Origin of the sequence: Lysobacter sp. ESA13C, from assembly GCF_019970005.1 — a bacterium.
Classification (GTDB): domain Bacteria; phylum Pseudomonadota; class Gammaproteobacteria; order Xanthomonadales; family Xanthomonadaceae; genus Lysobacter; species Lysobacter antibioticus_B.
Genome location: NZ_JAHXYK010000012.1, coordinates 183,521 through 203,559 on the forward strand (window position 1 = coordinate 183,521; position 20,039 = coordinate 203,559).

Annotated in this window: 14 protein-coding genes, 1 rRNA gene and 1 pseudogene; 8 read left to right on the forward strand and 8 right to left on the reverse strand. The window is 67.2% G+C overall.

Annotation, left to right across the window (positions count from 1 at the left end; genetic code table 11):
• Positions 1–522 precede the first annotated feature (522 nt).
• Together putA and LC490_RS20985 are read left to right on the forward strand one after the other, a co-directional pair.
• Positions 523–3,699 (forward strand): bifunctional proline dehydrogenase/L-glutamate gamma-semialdehyde dehydrogenase PutA, encoded by a 3,177-nt coding sequence (gene putA, locus LC490_RS20980; RefSeq protein WP_223621503.1) that lies wholly within the window; start codon positions 523–525, stop codon positions 3,697–3,699.
• 326 nt (positions 3,700–4,025) lie between these two features.
• The gene (locus tag LC490_RS20985) at positions 4,026–4,487 is read left to right on the forward strand and encodes a DUF3574 domain-containing protein (protein ID WP_081930688.1); all 462 of its coding nucleotides are present in this window, start codon (positions 4,026–4,028) and stop codon (positions 4,485–4,487) included.
• Between the two features lie 57 nt (positions 4,488–4,544).
• Here the strand turns inward: LC490_RS20985 and LC490_RS20990 are convergent, their stop codons facing one another.
• From LC490_RS20990 to LC490_RS21000, 3 genes are all read right to left on the reverse strand, one after another.
• Positions 4,545–4,799: a DUF2164 domain-containing protein gene (locus tag LC490_RS20990; RefSeq protein WP_223621490.1), complete on the reverse strand. Its 255-nt coding sequence runs from the start codon at positions 4,797–4,799 to the stop codon at positions 4,545–4,547.
• Positions 4,800–4,930: 131 nt separating this feature from the next.
• Complete coding sequence (locus LC490_RS20995; protein ID WP_223621491.1) at positions 4,931–5,647, reverse strand: MOSC domain-containing protein; 717 nt, start codon at positions 5,645–5,647, stop codon at positions 4,931–4,933.
• A gap of 218 nt (positions 5,648–5,865) precedes the next feature.
• Positions 5,866–7,245: an outer membrane protein transport protein gene (locus tag LC490_RS21000; RefSeq protein ID WP_223621492.1), complete on the reverse strand. Its 1,380-nt coding sequence runs from the start codon at positions 7,243–7,245 to the stop codon at positions 5,866–5,868.
• A 265-nt stretch (positions 7,246–7,510) separates the two neighbouring features.
• Between LC490_RS21000 and LC490_RS21005 the strand changes: the two genes are divergently transcribed.
• Both LC490_RS21005 and LC490_RS21010 read left to right on the forward strand, forming a co-directional pair.
• Positions 7,511–8,206 (forward strand): rhomboid family intramembrane serine protease, encoded by a 696-nt coding sequence (locus LC490_RS21005; RefSeq protein ID WP_031371310.1) that lies wholly within the window; start codon positions 7,511–7,513, stop codon positions 8,204–8,206.
• A 243-nt stretch (positions 8,207–8,449) separates the two neighbouring features.
• A complete protein-coding gene (locus LC490_RS21010; protein ID WP_031371311.1) occupies positions 8,450–8,767 on the forward strand; it encodes a DUF1820 family protein in 318 nt (105 codons plus the stop codon).
• 150 nt (positions 8,768–8,917) lie between these two features.
• Here LC490_RS21010 and LC490_RS21015 read toward each other — a convergent pair.
• The 3 genes and pseudogenes from LC490_RS21015 to gpmI all read right to left on the reverse strand — a co-directional run.
• Positions 8,918–10,105, reverse strand: a pseudogene (locus LC490_RS21015) (S41 family peptidase); the annotation flags it as partial.
• A 500-nt stretch (positions 10,106–10,605) separates the two neighbouring features.
• Complete coding sequence (locus LC490_RS21020) at positions 10,606–11,898, reverse strand: peptidoglycan DD-metalloendopeptidase family protein (RefSeq protein ID WP_223621493.1); 1,293 nt, start codon at positions 11,896–11,898, stop codon at positions 10,606–10,608.
• Positions 11,898–13,448, reverse strand: coding sequence for a 2,3-bisphosphoglycerate-independent phosphoglycerate mutase (gene gpmI, locus LC490_RS21025; protein WP_223621495.1), 1,551 nt, complete (start codon positions 13,446–13,448; stop codon positions 11,898–11,900). The genes LC490_RS21020 and gpmI overlap by 1 nt, the downstream gene beginning before the upstream one ends.
• A gap of 251 nt (positions 13,449–13,699) precedes the next feature.
• Between gpmI and LC490_RS21030 the strand changes: the two genes are divergently transcribed.
• The 4 genes from LC490_RS21030 (at position 13,700) to LC490_RS21045 (ending at position 17,610) form a co-directional block, all read left to right on the forward strand.
• Positions 13,700–14,368: a hypothetical protein gene (locus LC490_RS21030; RefSeq protein ID WP_031371314.1), complete on the forward strand. Its 669-nt coding sequence runs from the start codon at positions 13,700–13,702 to the stop codon at positions 14,366–14,368.
• A 160-nt stretch (positions 14,369–14,528) separates the two neighbouring features.
• Positions 14,529–16,295 carry a M28 family metallopeptidase gene (locus LC490_RS21035; RefSeq protein WP_223621496.1) on the forward strand — a complete coding sequence of 589 codons (1,767 nt, stop codon included), beginning with the start codon at positions 14,529–14,531 and terminating at the stop codon, positions 16,293–16,295.
• A 135-nt stretch (positions 16,296–16,430) separates the two neighbouring features.
• Positions 16,431–16,826, forward strand: a complete 396-nt coding sequence (locus LC490_RS21040) for an MAPEG family protein (protein WP_200875808.1) — start codon at positions 16,431–16,433, stop codon at positions 16,824–16,826.
• Between the two features lie 43 nt (positions 16,827–16,869).
• Positions 16,870–17,610: a 2OG-Fe dioxygenase family protein gene (locus LC490_RS21045; RefSeq protein WP_223621497.1), complete on the forward strand. Its 741-nt coding sequence runs from the start codon at positions 16,870–16,872 to the stop codon at positions 17,608–17,610.
• Between the two features lie 82 nt (positions 17,611–17,692).
• Here the strand turns inward: LC490_RS21045 and LC490_RS21050 are convergent, their stop codons facing one another.
• Together LC490_RS21050 and rrf are read right to left on the reverse strand one after the other, a co-directional pair.
• Positions 17,693–19,231, reverse strand: coding sequence for a glycoside hydrolase family 55 protein (locus tag LC490_RS21050; RefSeq protein ID WP_223621498.1), 1,539 nt, complete (start codon positions 19,229–19,231; stop codon positions 17,693–17,695).
• 706 nt (positions 19,232–19,937) lie between these two features.
• Positions 19,938–20,039 (reverse strand): 5S ribosomal RNA (rrf, locus tag LC490_RS21055); the annotation flags it as partial.

Genomic DNA, 20,039 nt, shown 5'->3' on the forward strand with positions numbered 1-20,039 from the left:
AGCCCTGTCGAGGGCCCATCACGCCGGGATCGGCGCTACGGATAACCGAGAAATGGTAGCGGCCGCCCCGTCTTGCGGCAACCCGGAGGTGCTAGCCCCAACCGGCCCGGAAACCATCCGCGCCCCGCAGCGACAGGCTTTGCGCGCCAGTTCGGCGCCTCATACGAGTGTCGGCGACGGCCGATCGCAAGCGTGACGGATGCAAGTTGCGGTGGTCCGGCGCGCGCAACGCGCGGATCGGGCCGCTCGCCGCAGCTGCGGCGGCCGGGTCCGGCGCTGATCCGATGCTGCTGATCCGATGGCGGCGGCCGACCGGTTGGCCGGCCTTGCGACGGCGCTCTCGCGCCGGGCCCGCCCCGAACCGATCCGGTACAGGCCGCGACCGATAGAAAGCTCTAAAATGCCCGACTTCCCACCCCAGTGCCGGGTCCGATGTCCACCAACGTCTCTTCCACCGTCGCCCACGACGGTCCGCCGACGCGCTCGAGCGCCGCGCTTTCCAACGCGCAGCCTTCAGGCGCCATGATCAGCCCCGAACTGCCCGCACCGCCCTCGGGGCCGCGCGCGGCCCTGACCGCCGGCTGGGTCCGCGACGAAGCCGATCACGTCCGCCACCTGCTCGAACTGGCGCGCCTGCCGGCCGCCGACCGCGACGCCGCCCAGGCCACCGCGGCCGAGCTGGTCAAGCGCGTGCGCGCCCGCGCCCAGGACCAGGGCGCGATCGAAGCCTTCATGCGCCAGTACGACCTCGGCAGCGAAGAAGGCGTCCTGCTGATGTGCGTGGCCGAAGCCCTGCTGCGCATTCCGGACCAGGAAACCGCCGACAAGCTGATCCGCGACAAGCTCGGCGAAGCCGACTGGAAGCGTCATCTGGGCCAATCGGACTCGGTGCTCGTCAACGCCTCGACCTGGGGCCTGATGCTGACCGGCAAGCTGGTCGACCTCAACGACGACACCAAGCGCGACGTCCACAACGCCTTCAAGCGCCTGGTCGGCCGCGTCGGCGAACCGGTGATCCGCCTCGCCGTGCGCCAGGCGATGCGCATCATGGGCCACCAGTTCGTCATGGGCCGCACCATCGGCGAAGCGCTGTCGCGTTCGAAGAAGGGCGACAACGCCAACTATCGCTACTCCTTCGACATGCTCGGCGAAGGCGCGCTGACCACCAAGGATGCCCTGCGCTACCTGCAGGCCTACCGCGACGCGATCCATGCGATCGGCAAGAGCGCGCAGTCGGACCGCAAGTCCGGCGACAAGGACGCCGTGTTCGGCGCGCCGTCGATCTCGGTCAAGCTGTCGGCGCTGCACCCGCGCTACGAGCACGCCAAGCGTGCGCGCGTGTTCGCCGAACTGACGCCGCGCGTGCTCGAACTGGCGCAGCTGGCGCGCAACTACGGCATCGGCTTCACCATCGACGCCGAAGAAGCCGACCGCCTGGAGATGTCGCTCGACGTCATCGCCGCGGCCTATAGCGACCCGTCGCTCGACGGCTGGGAAGGCTACGGCCTGGCGATCCAGGCCTATCAGAAGCGCGCGCCGGAAGCGATCGACTTCATCGCCGACCTGGCCCGCAAGACCGGCCGCCGCATTCCGGTGCGCCTGGTCAAGGGCGCCTACTGGGACAGCGAGGTCAAGCGCGCCCAGGTCGACGGACAGGCGGGCTATCCGGTGTTCACGCGCAAGCCGAACACCGACGTGTCCTACCTCGCCAACGCGCGCCGCATGCTCGAAGCCGGCGATGCGATCTACCCGATGTTCGCCACCCACAACGCCCAGACCATCGCGACGATCCACCAGCGCGCCAAGGCGATGGGCCGCGAGCGTCACTACGAGTTCCAGAAGCTGCACGGCATGGGCGACGACCTCTACGCCGAGGTCATTCCGTCGCACCGCCTCGACGTGCCCTGCCGCGTCTACGCGCCGGTCGGTTCGCACGAAGACCTGCTGCCCTACCTGGTGCGCCGCCTGCTCGAGAACGGCGCCAACTCCAGCTTCGTCAATCGCATCACCGACGAGAGCATCGCGATCGACGAGTTGATCCAGGACCCGGTCGAGACCGTCGCCGCCTTCGCCAGCATTCCCCATCCGCGCATTCCGCTTCCGGCCGACCTGTACCGCAGCTTCGGCAATGACAGGACCAATTCCATGGGCGTCAATCTCGCCAACGACCAGCAACTGCAGACCCTCGCCGCCGAAGTCAACGCCGCCGTCGGCGACTGGCGCGCCGCACCGCTGGTGCCGGGCGCGACCGTCACCGGCCCGAACATCGCCGTGACCAACCCGGCCGACCGCCGCGAAACCGTCGGCCAGTGGCAGGCCGCCGACAGCGCCACCGTCGAGCTGGCGCTGAAGAACGCGGTCGCCGCGCAGGAAGCCTGGGACTCGACCCCGGCCGCCAGCCGCGCCGCGATCCTCGAACACGCCGCCGACCTGCTCGAACAGCGCATGCCGCAGTACATCGCGCTGTGCACCAAGGAAGCCGGCAAGACCATCCCCGACGGCGTCGCCGAAGTGCGCGAAGCGGTCGACTTCCTGCGCTATTACGGCCAGCAGGCGCGCAAGCTGTTCGCGCCGGAAGCGCTTCCGGGCCCGACCGGCGAGTCCAACACCCTGCACCTGTCCGGCCGCGGCGTGTTCGTCTGCATCAGCCCGTGGAACTTCCCGCTGGCGATCTTCGCCGGCCAGATCTCGGCCGCGCTCGCCGCCGGCAACAGCGTCATCGCCAAGCCGGCCGAGCAGACCAACCTGATCGGTTACTACGCGGTCAAGCTGCTGCACGAAGCCGGCGTGCCGGAAGCGGTGCTGCAGTTCCTGCCCGGCGACGGCGCCACCGTCGGCGCGGCGCTGACCCGCGACCCGCGCGTCGCCGGCGTCGCCTTCACCGGTTCGACCGACACCGCGCGCGCCATCAACCGCTCGCTGGCCGCGCGCGACGCCGCCATCGGCGTGCTGATCGCCGAGACCGGCGGCCAGAACGCGCTGATCGCCGACTCGTCCTCGCTGCCCGAGCAATTGGTCAAGGACGCCATCGGTTCGGCCTTCACCTCGGCCGGCCAGCGCTGCTCGGCCGCGCGCGTGCTGTTCGTGCAGGAAGACATCGCCGACAAGGTCACCACGATGCTGGCCGGCGCCATGGCCGAGCTCAAGATCGGCAACCCCGGCCTGCTGTCGACCGACGTCGGCCCGGTGATCGACGAAGACGCGCTGAAGATGCTCGTCGAACATGCCGCGCGCATGGACAAGGAAGCGGTGAAGATCGCCGAAGTCGCGGTCGACGCCGACAGCGCACACGGCAGCTTCTTCGCGCCGCGCGCCTACACCCTGAAGTCGCTCGACCAGCTGCACAAGGAAGTGTTCGGCCCGGTGCTGCACGTGATCCGCTGGAAGGCCGATCAGCTCGACGCGGTGATCGATGCGATCAACGCGACCGGCTACGGCCTGACCCTCGGCATCCATTCGCGCATCGACGAGACCATCGAGCGCATCAGCGCGCGGGTCAAGGTCGGCAATTGCTACGTCAACCGCAACCAGATCGGCGCGGTCGTCGGCGTGCAGCCCTTCGGCGGCCAGAACCTGTCCGGCACCGGCCCGAAGGCCGGCGGCCCGCACTACCTGCCGCGCTTCACCACCGAGAAGACCATCACCGTCAACACCACCGCGGCCGGCGGCAACGCCTCGTTGCTCACGCTGGGCGATTGATCGCGATGGCCTGACCCTTGGCCGCGCCGAGGCGCGGCCCATCGAGCCAGGCAACGAATACGGCGCGCCCCTCGGGTCGCGCCGTATTCGTTTGCGCATCCGTGAATCGTAGACCTTGCTCGTGCCCGGGCTCCTAAGGGTAGGAGCGGCGCGAGCCGCGACAACGAAACTTCGAGCGACCGCGCAAGTCGCGGCTTGCGCCGCTCCTACCCCGAGGCCGTCGCGCCCACTGCTCTGCGACGCGCATCGCATAACCGCCTATTGGCAGACACATCGAGGCTGGAGCCGCGCGCAAGATAGGCGTCATCGCCCGCGGAGCTACGCAGATGTCCTGCAGACCCTTGCTGTCGGCCGCCTTGCTGTGCGCACTGACGGCCTGTGCTTCGCTCGCTCCGTTGCCGATCAAACCCGGTGACCCCAGCGCCTGCGGCGAACGCCGGCTCGACCGGGTGCTGTTCGGCATGAACAGCCCCTCCGGCCCGGTCACTGACGGCCAATGGCAGGCCTTCTTGGCCGAAGTCGTCACCCCGCGCTTTCCCGAGGGTTTGACCATCTACCAGGCGCAAGGCCAGTGGCGCGGCGCCAGCGGCGAGATCGAACGCGAAGAGTCGCGCGCGATCGACCTCGTCCATACCGACAGCGCGGCCGGCCGCCAACGGGTGGTCGAGATCGCCGACGAGTACAAGCGCCGCTTCCAACAAGAAGCGGTGCTGGTGATCAGCCTGCCGACACGCGCCTGCTTCGCTCGGCAAGCCATCGGCGCAACCGAGGCATCGCCGGCCGGTTGAGCCGCGTATCCGGCGGACGCCCCGGTTGCTCGACCGCGCCTCGGTCGCGTCCGCATCTCAGCGCTTGAAGTCGGTCGGCTGCTCGAGCTGGTAGAAGGCGTCGCCGATGTCCTCGAACTTGGCCGACAACAGCGCATGGGCGTCGAGCACGCCGCGGTTGTAGAAATACGCGCCGATCTCGTCGGCGATGAAGCCGAGCATGAACTCGGCATCGAAACGGCCGATCGATTGCTTCAGCTCTTCGCTGAAATAGCGCTGCAGCTTGGCGACGATCAGCGCCTTTTCCTCGTTGGAGAATTTGATCTCGCTCATGCCTCGACGGCTCCGCATCGGTGGGGTGGACACGCCGCCCAAGGCGACGCTCGCAGCGTCTGCCGCGACCCTAGAGATAGCAAGGATGGATCGCACTCGCTGCGCCGCGCTACGACGCAGGCATTCCGGCCTCACGGCGTAACCGGGCCTTCGATGCGCGAGCTCCAATCCTCGACCGCGCCGCGTGCGAGCCGGGCCTCGACCAGCTTGCGCCACGACGGCACCAACGGCAGCGCCAGCGCGGCCTGCAGCTCTTCGCGATCCAGGGTGCGCGTATACAACATCGTGGCGATGCGTTGCAGGCTCCAGTCCGGCCACGCGCGTTCGACCAGGAGCAGCGCGTCGCCGGCCTCGACCTCGCCTGCTTCGAGCACGCGGTAATACCAGCCGGTGCGGCCGCTGGCCTGCACTCGTCGCGCCATGTCGGCGATCGCGAAACGGTCGTTGAGTTTCCAGCACGGCTGGCGCGCCTGGCTGACTTCCAGCAACACCGAGCCGCAACGAAACCGATCGCCGAGACAGACCTCGGCCTCGGTCAGGCCGCTGCTGCTGAGGTTTTCGCCGAACGCACCGGGGCGGTCGAGCAGCGCATGCGTGCCGAGTTCCTCGCGCCAGGAGCGGTAATGATCGTAGGGATAGTGATGCACGGCCTTGTCGGGGCCGCCATGGACGCGCCGGTCGCCCTGCTCGTCGCCTTCGAGGCCCGACTCGCCGATGCGCACACGACCCGCGAGCGGCGTCTTGGCGATCGCGCTCAGGCTGCCGGGCCGCGTATAAGGTCGGGCACGCCCGCACAGCAGCGTATCGACGAGGATGCGGCGGGAATCGGAAGAGACGTCAGCGCTCAATGAGGCGTCCTGTGCCGCGGCCTGCGGCGGAGCTTGGAGGCGCGGCGAGTGCCGCAAAGCCGTCCCCGACTCTCGGCGACGGTATGCGCAGGGATTTTCGCATAGGCGCCCGATCCTGGCAGGCCGGATTCCAGCGCCGGCCGAACCGGAAGCGAAAACCGCAGGCGAAAAAAAGCCCCGCCGAAGCGGGGCTTTGGTTTACTGCGATGACGCCTCGATCAGAACTTGTACTGAGCGGCGAGGCCGAACAGATCGGCGTGGCCCTTGTACGAACCCTGCAGGGTCGAGCCGCTGCTGGAGACCGTGTTGATGGTCGGGCTGTCGATGGTGATGCGGGTATAGGCCGCATCCACGCTCAGGTGCTCGTTGGCGTTCCAGGTCAGGCCGATCGAATACAGGTTGCGATCGTTGTCGGGCAGACGCGGGGTGCGGGCGTGATCGTTGGTCGGGGTTTCGTCGATCGCGACGCCGCCGCGCAGGGTCAGCGAATCGCTGAGGTCGTACTCTGCGCCGAGCGCATACATCATCGTGTCTTCCCAGCCGAAGGCTTCGCTGGTAACCGGCGTGCCGTTGGCGCGGACGATGTCGACCGACTGCAGCGAATGCCAATCGGTGGCCTGGATGTCGGCCATCATGCGGAACTGATCGGTGAACTCGTACTGCAGGCTCAGCGTGTCCACGCTCGGCGTGGTCAGCTTGGCGCCGCCCGGACCGCTGTTGTACTGGGTGATGCCGCGCGCGGCGAACAGCGCGGAGACATTGCCCGGCTTGGTGAAGTCGATCGTGCCTTCCAGCTCGTGATCGATTTCCGAGCGGTGCGAGTAACCGATCGAGAACTTGTCGGTCGGACGGAAGTGGAAGCCCACCAGCCAGCCGATGCCGTAGTCGTCGCCCTTGACCTTGGCGAAACCGTCGTTCTTCTGCGGACCGAACGGTGCGGCGACCGGGTTCGGGGTCACGCAGGCGGCGACGCTGACGCGGCAGATCGCCGAGCCGAAATCGACGGCGTTGGTCAGGGTGGCTTCGGCGCGTTCGTAGATCAGGCCGGCACCGACCGAGAAGCGGTCGGTCAGGGCGACCGCGGCCGAGAAGGTCAGGTCGATGGTCTTCACTTCGGACTCGACGGCGTTGTAACGGCCGACCCAGTCCTTGTCGTATTCGGTCTTCAAGCCGAACGGCGCGCTGAGGCTGGCGCCGAGGGTCAGCTTCTCGAACGAACCGGTCAGCGGCACCACCAGCGACAGCGCCGGAACCGGCGTCGCGTCGCCCGGGTCGCCACCGTTGCCGCCGGTGAGCGGACGCGCCAGCGGGCTGCCGGCTGCGGCCGAACCGCCGCCGGTGAACTTGGCGGTCAGGTCGATGATGGTGATGTCGCTGCGGATCGTGGTGGAGTCCACGTTGACCATCGCCGCCGGGTTGTTCGATACGACGGCGGCGTCGTTCTTGGCCACGCCGCTACCGGCGAAGCTGCGGCCCTGGTTGCGGATGCTGTTTTCGCGGATCTGGAAGCCGGTCGCACCGGCCGAACCGACACTGATGACGCCGGCGATGCCGAGCGCGAGTGCGGTCAGGCGAGAGATGCGTTGTGAGGGTTGCATGCGTGTAGTCTCCGTTGGAGTATTTTTTGTCTAACACGGCCGTATACACGGTGCCGCGGGTTAGGCCCGGTTCCGCCGGAAACCCCTCCCGACGTACGACGCCGTATGCACTATAGCGCGGCCATTAACCGAACGCTAACAATACGCTCAAGGCCGCAAACCCGTACCGTACCGATGTCGCAAAGCCACGCCCCACGGACGTTTCCGCCATTCGCCCCCCTTCCGGGAGCCGGCCCGTCCGTGCCCGACGGACGGAGCTGAGGCCATGTTCGTCGCCATTCCCTCGCGTGAGCGGACCCGGTTGCGCTGGGCGACCCCGTTGCTGTTCGCCCTGCTCTGGCTGTGCTTCATCGTCTCGGCGGTGGTGTTGCCGGACCCGGAGCAACGCCGGCTCATGCTCGAATGGGGGGCGCTGTCGGGCGGCCTGTCGAGCCCGCTGGCCTGGTGGGAAGCGATCCGCGACGGCAGCGCGCTGCGCCTGTTCAGCGCCCTGTTCCTGCATGCCGACTGGGCCCACCTGCTCGGCAACCTGGTGTTCCTGCTGATCTTCGGGCTGCCGGCCGAACGCGCCATGGGGCCGTGGCGGCTGCTGGCCTTGTTCCTGTTCGGCGGCGCGGTCGCCAACCTGGCCGCAGTGATCGCCATCGGCACCCCCGACCGGCTGATCATCGGCGCCAGCGGCGCGGTCTCGGCCCTGATCGGCGCCTACCTGGCCCTGTTCCCGAACGCCAAACTCGGGGTGGTGGTGCCGCTGGGCCTGTTCCTGCAGTTCGTCAAAGTCCCGGCGCCGTTGCTGATCGGGGTCTGGGCTCTGCTGCAGGTGGTCTTCACCTTCATCGGCCCGGCCTTCGGCGCGGTGGCCTGGTCGGCGCATCTGGCCGGTTTCGCCTTCGGCGGCGCGTTCGCCTTGATCGCGCGCGCCGGCATCGCGCGGCGGCTGCGGCGCAAGCGGGGATATTGATCAGGAGCCGGGAATCGGGAATGGGGATTCGGGAATCGGAAAAGCACAGAGCTACGACCGACCCGCGTTAGCAGCCGCCGCCACACCGCCGCCGCCCTTACGATTCCCGATTCCCGATTCCCGGCCTCTCTGCGGTCCTCGATCACTCTTGAATCGCAGCCCGCCGGCCCCACGCTAACCACAGGCAATTGCATTACCGCTCCTACGATTCCCGAATCCCCATTCCCGATTCCCGGCTCCACAATGGCCACCCTCTACAAAGTCACCTTCCTCAACGCCGGCAAGATCTACGAGCTGTACGCGCGCAAGATCGCCTCGGGCAATCTGTGGGGGTTCACCGAGGTCAGCGAGTTGGTCTTCGACCTGCACGAAGGCTTGGTGGTCGACCCGACCGAGGAGCGTCTGCGCGATGAGTTCGGCAGCACCCGCGTGCTGCACCTGCCGATGCAGAGCATCGTGCGGATCGAGGAAGTCGAGCGCAAAGGCCAGTCGGCGATCCGCGACGCCACCACCGGCGAGAAAGTGGTGACGCCGTTCCCGCTGCCGGCCAAACCGCGCTGAGCGCGGGCCGGCGAACCTCGGCAACGGTTTGCAGCGATACGAGAAGCGATACAAGAAAAGAACCCGGCCAGCGGCCGGGTTTTTCGTTTGTGCGTGGCGTAACCCGCGCCGCGATCGGCGGCACCTGCGTCAGCGACGCACGCCGGCGCCGGCCGCGGTCGCGACCGGTTTCTTGAGTTCGGCCAAGGCCGAAGCGATCGGTGCATCGCCTTCGAGCACTTCGCCGGCGTTGGTGCCGGGCGCGTCCTCTTCGTCGCCATGCAGGTGGCCGGGCAAGGTCGCCTCGCTGTAGTAGCTCGGGCGCTTGTCGTCTTCGCTCTTGGCCGCGCGCAGCAGCACGTCGGGGATGATGCCCAGGGCCTGGATCGACTTGCCGCTCGGGGTGTAATAACGCGCGGTGGTCAGCTTGACCGAGTCGCCGTTGTCGAGCGGCAGCACGGTCTGCACCGAGCCCTTGCCGAAGGTGCGGCTGCCGACCACGCGCGCACGGCCGTTGTCGCGCAAGGCGCCGGCCAACACTTCCGAGGCGCTGGCCGAGCCGGCATCGACCAAAACCACCACGGGCGCGCCGTCGAGACGATCGCCGGGGGTCGCGCCGAACTCGGCGTCGCTGATCGCGATGCGGCCGCGGGTGCTGACGATCTTGCCCTTCTCGAGCAAGTCGTCGGCGATCTGCACCGCCGAGGTCAGCAGCCCGCCCGGGTTGCTGCGCAGGTCGATCACCAGGCCGCGCAGCTTGCCGCCGGCCTGGGTCTTGAGTTTCTCGAGCTGGCTCTCGAAATCGGCCGCGGTGTCGGCCTGGAACGCGCTGACCCGCACATAGCCGTAGCCGGGTTCGAGCATGCGGCCTTTGACGCTGGCGACGCGGATGGTCTCGCGCGCGACGGTGACGTCGAACGGTTTGTCGCGGCCTTCGCGCACGATGGTCAGCACGACCTTGCTGCCGGCCGGACCGCGCAAGGGGCCGGAGCTGTCGCCCTCGTCGACCTTGAACGGCTTGCCGTCGATCGCGGTGATCAGGTCGCCGGCCTTGATGCCGGCGCGCGCGGCCGGCGTGTCGTCGATCGGCGAGATCACCCGCAGGCTGCCGTCGGGCTGGCGCTGCAGTTCCACGCCGATGCCGTCGTAGGCGCCGCGCGACTGCTCGTCGAAATCCTCGGCGGCGACCTTGTCGAGATAGACGCTGTGCGGATCGAGATCGAACAACAGGCCGCGGATCGCCGAGTGCATCAGCTTGGCGTCGTCGACCGGTTCGACATAGGCCTGCTTGACCGCGTTGTAGACCGCGACGTAACGGCGGATTTCCTCGATCGGCACTTTCGAATCGCTGGCGTCGTCGCCCTTCTTGGCCTTGGCGGCGACGGGTTTGTCGGCGGGTTTGTCCTGGGTGGGCTTGTCCTGCGCCGGGGTTGGCTCGGACGCCTTCTGCCCGGACGCGTCCTTGGCCGGCGCATCCCTGCTCGGCGCCTGCGCCGGCGGGACCGCCTGGTCCTTGGCCGGTGCTGCATCCGGCGTCGGCGGCTGCGCCGCGGGTTCGTCCGCGGCCGGTTGTTCGGCGGCGTGCTTGTCGGAAGCCTGCTTGTCGGGAGCTTGCTTGTCGGAAGCCGGTGTCTCGGGCGCCTGCTGCACCGGTGGTTGCTGCGCAGGCGTTACCTGCGACAACGCCGGAGCGGCGCCGAACGCGAGTGCGAGCGGAAGCAGACTACGCAAAGGATGACGCAGGGACATGCACGAAGCTCCGAGACAGGTACCGGTTGGACCGCGGCAGGCGGCCCGGGTTCGACCGGCTATCTGCGCACGTTAATCGGCGCGTTTGCAAGCTTTTGTTAAATGCGCGATCAGCGTCGCAACCAGGTGTTCGGATTGACCGGTTGGCCGCCGCGGCGCAGCTCGAAATACAGGGCCGGGCGGCCATGCCCGCCGGAGCTGCCGACCGTGGCGACGCCCTCGCCTTTCCTGACCGTGGCGCCGGCGTCCTTCAGCAGGGCGTCGTTGTTCGCGTACAGGCTCATGTAGCCGTTGCCGTGGTCGATGATCAGCAGCAGGCCGTAACCGGTCATCCACTCCGAATAGACCACGGTGCCGTCGCTGACCGCCTTGACCGTGCTGCCGGCGGCGGCGCCGATCAACAGGCCCTCGCTGCTGCGGCCATCGGGCATGGTGCCGCCGAACCCGGCCAGCAAGGCGCCCGACACCGGCCAGCCCAAGCCGCCGACCTGCGGCGGCGGCGCACTGGCGACCGCGACCGGCGGTTTGCGCGGCGTGGTCGTGCGCACGGGCTTGCCCGAGGCCGCCGCGGTGGCCGCGGCTTTCGCCTCGCGCGCTTCGCGTTCGGCCTTGGCCTTGGCGGCGGCGCGGCGTTGCGCCTCGGCGCGCGCGGCGGCGGCACGCAATTTCGCCAGCAATTGCTCCAGACCTTTCGCATCGCGGCCGAGCTCGCGCTCGCGGGTGCTGCGGTCTTCGTATTTTTCGTTGATCTGCGCGACCAACGCGGCACGCGCCTTGCGGTCCTTCTCGAGCTGGCCGAGCTGGCTGCGCTGCTGCTTGCGAGTGCTGTCGAGGGTAACGCGGCGCTCGACGATCTCGCGCTCGATCGCATCGAGTTCGCGCAGTTGCGTGCCGAGCTCGGCGATGCGGCGTGCGCGGTCGCGCTGGACGTAGCCGTGGTAGGTCAGGATGCGGCCGCTGTCGGCAACCTTGTCCTGCGACAGCAACAACTTCAACGGCGCGTCGTTGCCCTGCGCATAGGCCGCGCGCAGCAGGCGCGCGAGCTCCTGGCGCTGCGAGCCGAGCTTGCCGTTGAGCTCATCGCGACGCGTCTGCAGATCCTTCAATGCGGCCTGCTCGCGCGCCAGGCGCGTTTCGGTCTCGCGCAGGGCGCGGTTGGAATGGCCGACCTGTTCGTCGGCGGCGCGCAGTCGCTGCGAAGCGTCGCCGCGCTGGCCTTCGAGTTGGCGACGCTCGGCGGCGACCGACTTCAACTCGGTCTTGATTTTCTCGAGCTTGCGTTCGGTCTCGCGGCTGCTGTTCTGCGCCGCCGCCAGCGCGGCCGACGCAGGCACGAGCAACGACGCCGCAGCGAACGCGAGCGTCGCCAGTGCCGGCAAACTCCACGCGCGCAGATTGGGCATCAGCGCTCCAGCAGGCTCTGCCCGGTCATTTCGGCCGGTTGCGCCAAGCCGAGCAGGTCGAGCATGGTCGGGGCGACGTCGCGCAGGGCGCCACCGCTGCGCAACGCGGTCTTGCGCGAGCCGAGATACACGAACGGCACCGGGCCGACCGTGTGCGCGGTGTGCGGCTGTCCGGTTTCCGGGTCGCGCATCATTTCCAGGTTGCCGTGGTCGGCGGTGATCAACAGGGCACCGCCGACTTCGCGTACCGCCGCGGCGACCGCGCCGATGGCCTGATCGACCGCTTCGGCGGCCTTGATCGCCGCACCGAGATCGCCGGTGTGGCCGACCATGTCGGGATTGGCGATGTTGCAGACCGCGACGTCGATGGCGCCGGAGCGGATCGATGCGACCAGCTTCTCGGTCAGCTCCGGGCAGCTCATTTCCGGCTGCAGATCGTAGGTCGCGACCTTCGGGCTCGGGATCAGGATGCGGCTTTCGCCGGCATACGGTTCTTCGCGGCCGCCGCTGAAGAAGAACGTCACGTGCGCGTACTTTTCGGTCTCGGCGATGCGCAACTGGGTGAGGCCGGCCGCGGCCAGCAATTCGCCGAGCGTGTTATGCAGATCGTCCGGGCCGAACGCGACCGGCGCCGGCAACTTGGCGTCGTACTCGGTCAGGCAGACGAAGCGCGACAGCTTCGGCCGGCGCGCCTCGTAACCGGCGAACGCCGGATCGACGAAGGCCGCGGTCAGCTGACGGGCGCGGTCGGCGCGGAAATTCATGAACACGACCGCGTCGCCGTCGGCCATCGCCGCGCTTGCGCCGGCTTCATCGGTACCGATCACCGTGGGAGCAACGAACTCGTCGGTCTCGCCGCGCGCATAAGCGGCCTCGAGGCCTGCGAGCGCGCTCGCGGCGCGATGCTCGCTGGCGGCGTCGACGATCGCGTTCCAGGCGCGCAGTTGCCGGTCCCAGCGCTGATCGCGATCCATCGCGTAGTAGCGACCGCTGATCGAAGCGATATGGGCATTGCCGACCCTCTCGCACACCTGCTGCAGGCGTTCCAGGCTCGGCGCGGCCGACTTCGGCGGCATGTCGCGGCCGTCGAGGAAGGCATGCACGGCGACCCGGGCCACGCCTTCGCGACGGGCCAGTTCGAGCATGGCGAAGATGTGCTGCTCGTGGCTGTGCACGCCGCCCGGCGAGAGCAGGCCCATCACGTGCAGGGCGGCGCCGTTCGCCTTGGCCGCAGCGCAGGCCGCGCGCAATTCTTCGTTGGCGTAGAAGCTGCCGTCCTCGATCGCCGCATCGACGCGGGTCAGGTCCTGGTAGACGATGCGGCCGGCGCCGAGATTCATGTGGCCGACTTCGGAATTGCCCATCTGCCCGTCCGGCAGGCCGACGTGACGGCCTTCGGTGTGGATCAGGGTGTGCGGTTCGCTCGCAAGCAGGGCGTGCCAGTTCGGCAGGGTCGCCTGGGCCAGGGCATTGTCGGCGGGATCGTCGCGATGGCCCCAACCGTCCAGGATCAACAACACTACGGGCTTGGGGCGGGAAGGCGCTGACACGTCGGAAGTTCCTATGACTTGGGGCAGGGGCCGCCACGGGCGGGTCCTGCGATTGTAGCGAAGCGGGGCATGAAGCCCCGTGCAACCGCCGCGCGGCGGCGGATCGGGCATGACCCGGCTCGAAGCGGCGCCGGCAAGTGCTTGATCCTCAACGCCGGGCGGCGGCCGATGCAGGATTTCTTTACCCGCACGTAAACCGTTTGCGCATTGCCCGCATCTCAGTCCCTGTCCACCAAACAACGGAACACGCCATGACGAGCCCCCGCCTCACTCTCAGCCTCTCGGTCCTGATCGCTCTGTCCTCGCCGCTGGCGTTCGCCGCCGAAGGCATCAGCAAGGTCAACGGCAGCATCACCGTCGGCTCCGGCGAAAGCCAAGGCACGCTGGAAACCGTCAACGGCAGCATCAAGATCGGCGACAACGCCCGCGTCGCCGACGCCGAAACCGTCAACGGCAGCATCAGCGTCGGCGCACGCAGCCAGACCGGCGGCCTGGAGACCGTCAACGGCAGCATCCGCGTCGGCAGCAACGTCACCGCCAGCGCCGGCCTGGAAACGGTCAACGGCGGCATCTTCGTCGACCGCGGCGGCACCGTGCGCGGCGACATCGAAACCGTCAACGGCTCGATCGGCCTGGTCGACACCGACGTGACCGGCGGCATCGAAACCGTCAACGGCGATGTCACCGTCGGGGTCGACTCGCACGTCAGCGGCGGCATCCACTACGTCAAGCCCAGCGGCATCGGCATCAAGCTCAAGCCGCGCAACCCGCGCGTGGTGATCGGCCCGAACGCGCGCGTCGACGGCCCGCTGGTGTTCGAACGCGAAGTCACCCTGTACGTGCACGCCACCGCCAAGACCGGCGCGATCCGCGGCGCCACCGCGATCGCCTACAACACGCCCAAGCCGCCGGCCGAGTAAGCCGTCGATCCGCCCGGCCCGGCCCGCTGAACGGGCCGGGCCGGGTGCGTGCGCGGGAACCGCGCCCGTCAGTGGCCACGCACGGGACAACGCCACCTCAAAGTTGCCCCTAGAATGGACCTCCCCCACCCCCGGCCCACCGGCCGCTCCTGGAGGTCTGATGTCCCGTACCCCGCTCCTCACCGCCACCTCGCTGGTGGCCGCCGCTCTGGTGTTGTCGGCCTGCAACAAGCCGGCCGAAACACCGGACGCGAAGGCTCCGGCCGATGCCCCGGCGGCGACGCCCGGCACCGCCGCCGATCACGCCTTCGACGGCGCGATCAACGCCGCCGACTTCGCCCAGCACGTCAAGGTCCTGGCCTCCGACGAATTCGAGGGCCGCGCGCCCGGCAGCGCCGGCGAAGAAAAGACCGTCCAGTACCTGGAAGCGCAGTTCAAACGCCTCGGCCTGAAGCCCGGCAACGGCGACAGCTATTTCCAGACCGTGCCGATGGTCGAGACCACCGCCGACGAGGCCACCTCGCTCAAGCTCGAGGTCAAGGGCCAGCCGCGCGAACTCAAGTTCGGCAGCGACATGGTCGTCGGCACCCGCACCGGCCAGGCCGAGGTCAAGCTCGACGCCAGCGACCTGGTCTTCGTCGGCTACGGCGTCAATGCGCCCGAGCAGAAGTGGAACGATTACGCCGGCGTCGACGTCAAGGGCAAGACCGTGGTGATCCTGGTCAACGACCCGGGTTTCCACAGCCAGGACGCGACCTTGTTCGAAGGCCGGCGCATGACCTATTACGGCCGCTGGACCTACAAGTTCGAAGAAGCCGCCCGCCAGGGCGCCGCCGCCGCGCTGATCGTCCACGACGATGCCGGCGCCTCCTACGGTTGGGAGGTGGTCAAGAATTCCTGGTCCGGCGCGCAGTTCGACCTGCCGGCCAAGGACGATCCGGAACCGCGCCTGCCGGTGCAGGGCTGGATCACCGGCGACAGCGCACGCAAGCTGCTCGGCGATCTCGGTCAGAACCTCGACGAGCTCTACAAGGCAGCCGGCAAGCGCGGCTTCAAGGCGATCCCGCTGCAGGCCAAGGCCTCGGTCGATCTGAAGAGCAAGATCAGCGAGAAGTCCTCGCGCAACGTGATCGCGCGCCTCGACGGCGCCAAGCGTCCCGACGAAGCCATCGTCTACATGGCGCACTGGGATCACCTCGGCAACCACACCGGCGAAGGCGGCCACGAAGGCCACGGCGCCGGCGACGGCAAGGCCGGCGGCACCGACACGATCTACAACGGCGCGATCGACAACGCCTCCGGCGTGGCCGGCATCCTCGAGATCGCCGAAGCCTTCAGCAAGCAGACGCCGCCGCCGGACCGTTCGCTGCTGTTCGTCTCGGTGACGCTGGAAGAGTCGGGCCTGCTCGGTTCCAAGTACTACGTCGCCCATCCGACCGTCCCGCTCAACAAGACCGTCGCGGTGATCAACCTCGACGCCATGCCGATCATCGGCAAGGCCAAGGACTTCACCGTGGTCGGCTACGGCAGCTCCGAGCTCGAGGACATCCTCAAGACCATCGCCGACGGCCAGGGTCGCGTGCTGCACGCCGAAGCCACCCCGCAGGACGGCTTCTACTTCCGCTCCGATCACTTCAACTTCGCCAAGGCCGGCGTGCCCGCGCTGTACGCCAAGGGCGGCGACGATCTGCTCGAAGGCGGTACCGAAGCCGGACAGAAGGCCCAGGTCGACTATCGCGACCACCGCTATCACAAGCCCGCCGACCAGTTCGACCCGAACTGGAAGCTCGACGGCGTGGTCCAGGACCTCGATGCGCTGTACGGCGTCGGCAAGGTCCTGGCCGGCAACGAGCAGTGGCCCAACTGGTACGAAGGCAATGCCTTCCGCGCGGCGCACGACAAGTTGATGGCCGCTCCGGCCAAGTAAGCCGCCGGGTGGCCGGGCCGGACGTTCGGCCGGTCGCCCGCGACCGCAAAGCGATCAGACGACGGCGCCCCTGGGCGCCGTCGTTTTTTCCGCTAGGCTTTGCAGGCCGCGTTCCGCGGCCATGAGGGAACGCGCATGTCCATGACCATCGCTTATTGGTGCCTGTTGATCGCCGCGTTGTTGCCCTATGCCTGGGTCGCGATCGCCAAGGGCAGCGGCCAGCGCTACGACAACCGCGATCCCCGCGCCTGGCAGAGCCGTCAGGACAATCCGCGTAGCAATGCCGCGTATGCCGCGCACCTCAACGCTTTCGAGGCCTTCGCACCGTTCGCGGCCGGCGTGCTCGGCGCGCAGATGGCCGGCGTCGATACCGGCATCATCGTCGTGCTCTCGCTGGTCTTCATCGTCTGCCGCGTATTGCACGGCCTGTTCTATCTGCTGCGCAAACCGCCCCTGCGCAGCCTGGTCTGGTTCGTCGGCTTCGGTTGCGTGATCGCCTTGCTGGCGCAAGCGGCGCTTGCGGCGGTCTGACCGTTCGTCTCGACTTCGTTCGTTCCGTCTTCAAGAGTCAGGCATGAACCCCGCACCGAGTTCCGAGCACCAGGATTTCGCCGATGCCCTGCGTCGCGACGGCTTCCGTTTCGTCGCCGGCGAAGACATGCGCACGCATCTGCAGCGGCACGGTTCGCTGCAGGATTGGGCCGCGTTCGCCGACAGTTGGAACGACCTGGCGCCGGATACTTACCTCGCCAGCGTCGGCCGCCATCGCCGCCGCCGCCACGCCGTGTTCCGCGCCGGTCGCGACGGCGCGATCGCGCGCCAGCCGCATCAGCCTCACTACCAAAGCCTGAATTACAACGCATTGCAGGGCGACATCGAACGTTGGTTCGAGCCGGTACGCGACGACGTCGCCAACGGCGCCACCTTGGCGACCGTGCTCGGTTTCTGCCGCGACTTCTTCGGCCAGCTGGCGCCGCAGGTACCGGGCTGGCACATCGAACTGCATCAGTTCCGCATCGAGGCCCGCAGCGATGAAGCAGGCCAGCCCACGCCCGAAGGGGTGCACCGCGACGGCGTGGATTACGTGCTGGTACTGCTGATCGATCGCCACAACATCGTCAGCGGCACGACCACCATCCACAGCGCCGACGGCAGCCTGCTCGGCAGCTTCACCCTGACCGCCCCGCTCGACGCCGCCCTGGTCGACGATGCCCGCGTCTTCCACGGCGTAACCGCAGTGACCCCGCAAGACCCGACGCTCGAAGCGCATCGGGACGTGCTGGTGGTGACGTTTCGGGCGGTAGATGCCCGTTGACGGGAGGCGACCGTGATCCGAATCCTGCCGGAAGTGCGCAGCAGGATTCGGATCGGTCAACCGTTATGGAGACGAACCAGAATCAGCGATTGCCTCCCGATTCAAACCAATTGAGGCCGTCGGACATGAATTCGATGGTCCGATAAGCGGGCACCGTAACGCTGGCGGCGCCACCCTTGAGCTGCAATACACCGTTGCCGGTGAAGGTTACGCCGTTCAAACCGGCCTGAATGGTCACTCGCCGCCCCGGATTTCGCGGTACCAGGTCCTGAATCGCCGTCCCGCCGATCACCTGATAGAACTCTGCTCCGTAGTTGAGTTGCACCTGCGCAGCTGCCGTCATGTAAACGGCGGCGTCGCTACGGATGCCGGTAATCGACGGGCCTTCCCGGTAGTCGGCCCCCTCGATATAAGGCGAGGCCGGCGCGTCCTTGAGCGTCACACCGCTGATGACGCAATGGGCCGGGCCACCCGGCTGCTTCTGGATGAGGATCGCCGGGCCGGTGAACTGACGGATCCGACACCCAGTGATCAATGTGTCGCTCGCGCCCGGCCCGAGGACGATGCCGTTGACGGTACTGGTCAAGTCTCCGGTGATATCGCAATTCTTGATCGAATTGGCCGGACCGTTAACGATCAGTCCGCAGTAATCCGCCTTCAGCCCGTTGATTTCACAGGAACTCGCGCCTGCGCCGAGCTCCACCCCCGCACCGTTGCCGAGGATGCCGCCGACCCAGCCACCGACGATCTGCACGGCCTGCCCTTTATTGACGACGATGCCGCGACTGCCGCTATTGCCGCCTTCGATATTGACGTTGACGACGAAGAAATTCGTCCCGTCCTGGGTCACCGGGTCGGAATCGATATAGAACGCCGGATTCTGATCGGCCTGCATCAGGATCAGGTCGTTTACGAACATGCCGCCGGTGTGCGGTCCGAAGTAGACCTGGTAGCCGGCGCATGCGTAGATGCGCGTCGACTCGATGCGCACGTCGACGGTGCGGTAGGGATTCGGACTCGCGCTGTGCGACGAACCGGTCGTATGAATGCCGTCCTCGCGAAAATAACGCAGGCGGCAATGGCGGATGAATCCGTCGGACGCCCGGAACAGCGTCATGCCGCGAAATAGCTTCGCCTGCGAGTAAAAGCGAGCGTAGAAGTCGCAGTTGCGGACATCGAAGAAGGCGCAGAAATTGAAGAAAATGCACGAGCCGGTCGTCGATGTGCCGGCGTTCGCGCCAGGCGCGAACGTGAATCCGTCGATCACGGTATTCAGGCTGTTCAACATGCCGTTCTCGGTGCCGTCGCCGATCACGATGTGATCGCGGTCGGCGACATCCATCGACAGCTGCACGCCGCCCTGAGCGGCCCGCAGAACCACGCCGCGCACGATGTGCAAGGCAGCGGTCAAACGATAGTGACGCCGCGTCGCCCAGATTTCGCGGCCGGGATTATCGGTAATCGCCGCCTGGATCGCAGCAGTATCGTCCGCTACGCCGTCGCCGACGGCACCGTAGTCTTCGAAGGTGACGTAATCGTCCGCCGCCAGCGGCGCGCTTGCCGCGGATGTAGGTATTGCGCTCGCCGCCGCTGCCGCAGTCATGGCCAACGGCACGCTCATGAATTGACGCCTTTGCATGTGATTTTCCCTTGTCTATCTGGCCGAGTCCGGCGAGGCCGGGAATACATAATGCACGCCTCGAATCCCGCAGGTTGCGCCGACCAAACAAGTGATTGCCGCCAATCGATTGCGTGGTTCGATTGACTATTGAATGCACAAATATGCTTCGCGGCTCATTAATGAATATCGCGAGATATAGCTGTGTGGTGGTTCGAAGCTGGAAATGCGAAGTCGCCAACGTCGCCAAGGCTGAGCGTTGCCATAGCCGTAGCCGGGATTTTGATCCGCTTTGCTTATGGCTTTGCTTTGGCGCTTTGCCGGTCAAGGGGAGCCCCGTAGGGCGGCTGTTGCTTATGACAAAAGAAAGTAACCCGCCCGTTTACGGGCGGAAGCTTTGGGTTTGATTCTGATTCCGGTCTTGCGTGGTCGAAGCGCCGCAAGACCGCGAGCGCGCAGTCGCGGCTCGCGCCGCTCCTACCCTGGCGATGTCGCGCCGCTTTGATGGATGACGTTGGCTATGTTTCTTCAGCGCGTCCCGGGGTCGCGACTGACGTCGCTCCTACAGGGGCGGCGACGATTAATGTCGAGTATCGAAGCAGGCCCTGAAGTTAATCGGGCTGGGATTAAGTGCCGGCTTACTGCGGGGTTAAAACGCGCACAAAGAAAAACGCCGCAACCTGTTGGTTGCGGCGTTTTAGGGTAAAGCCCCTGGCGATGACCTACTCTTGCATGGCTTAGGCCACACTACCATCGGCGCATGTGCGTTTCACTTCCGAGTTCGGGATGGGATCGGGTGGTTCCACACAGC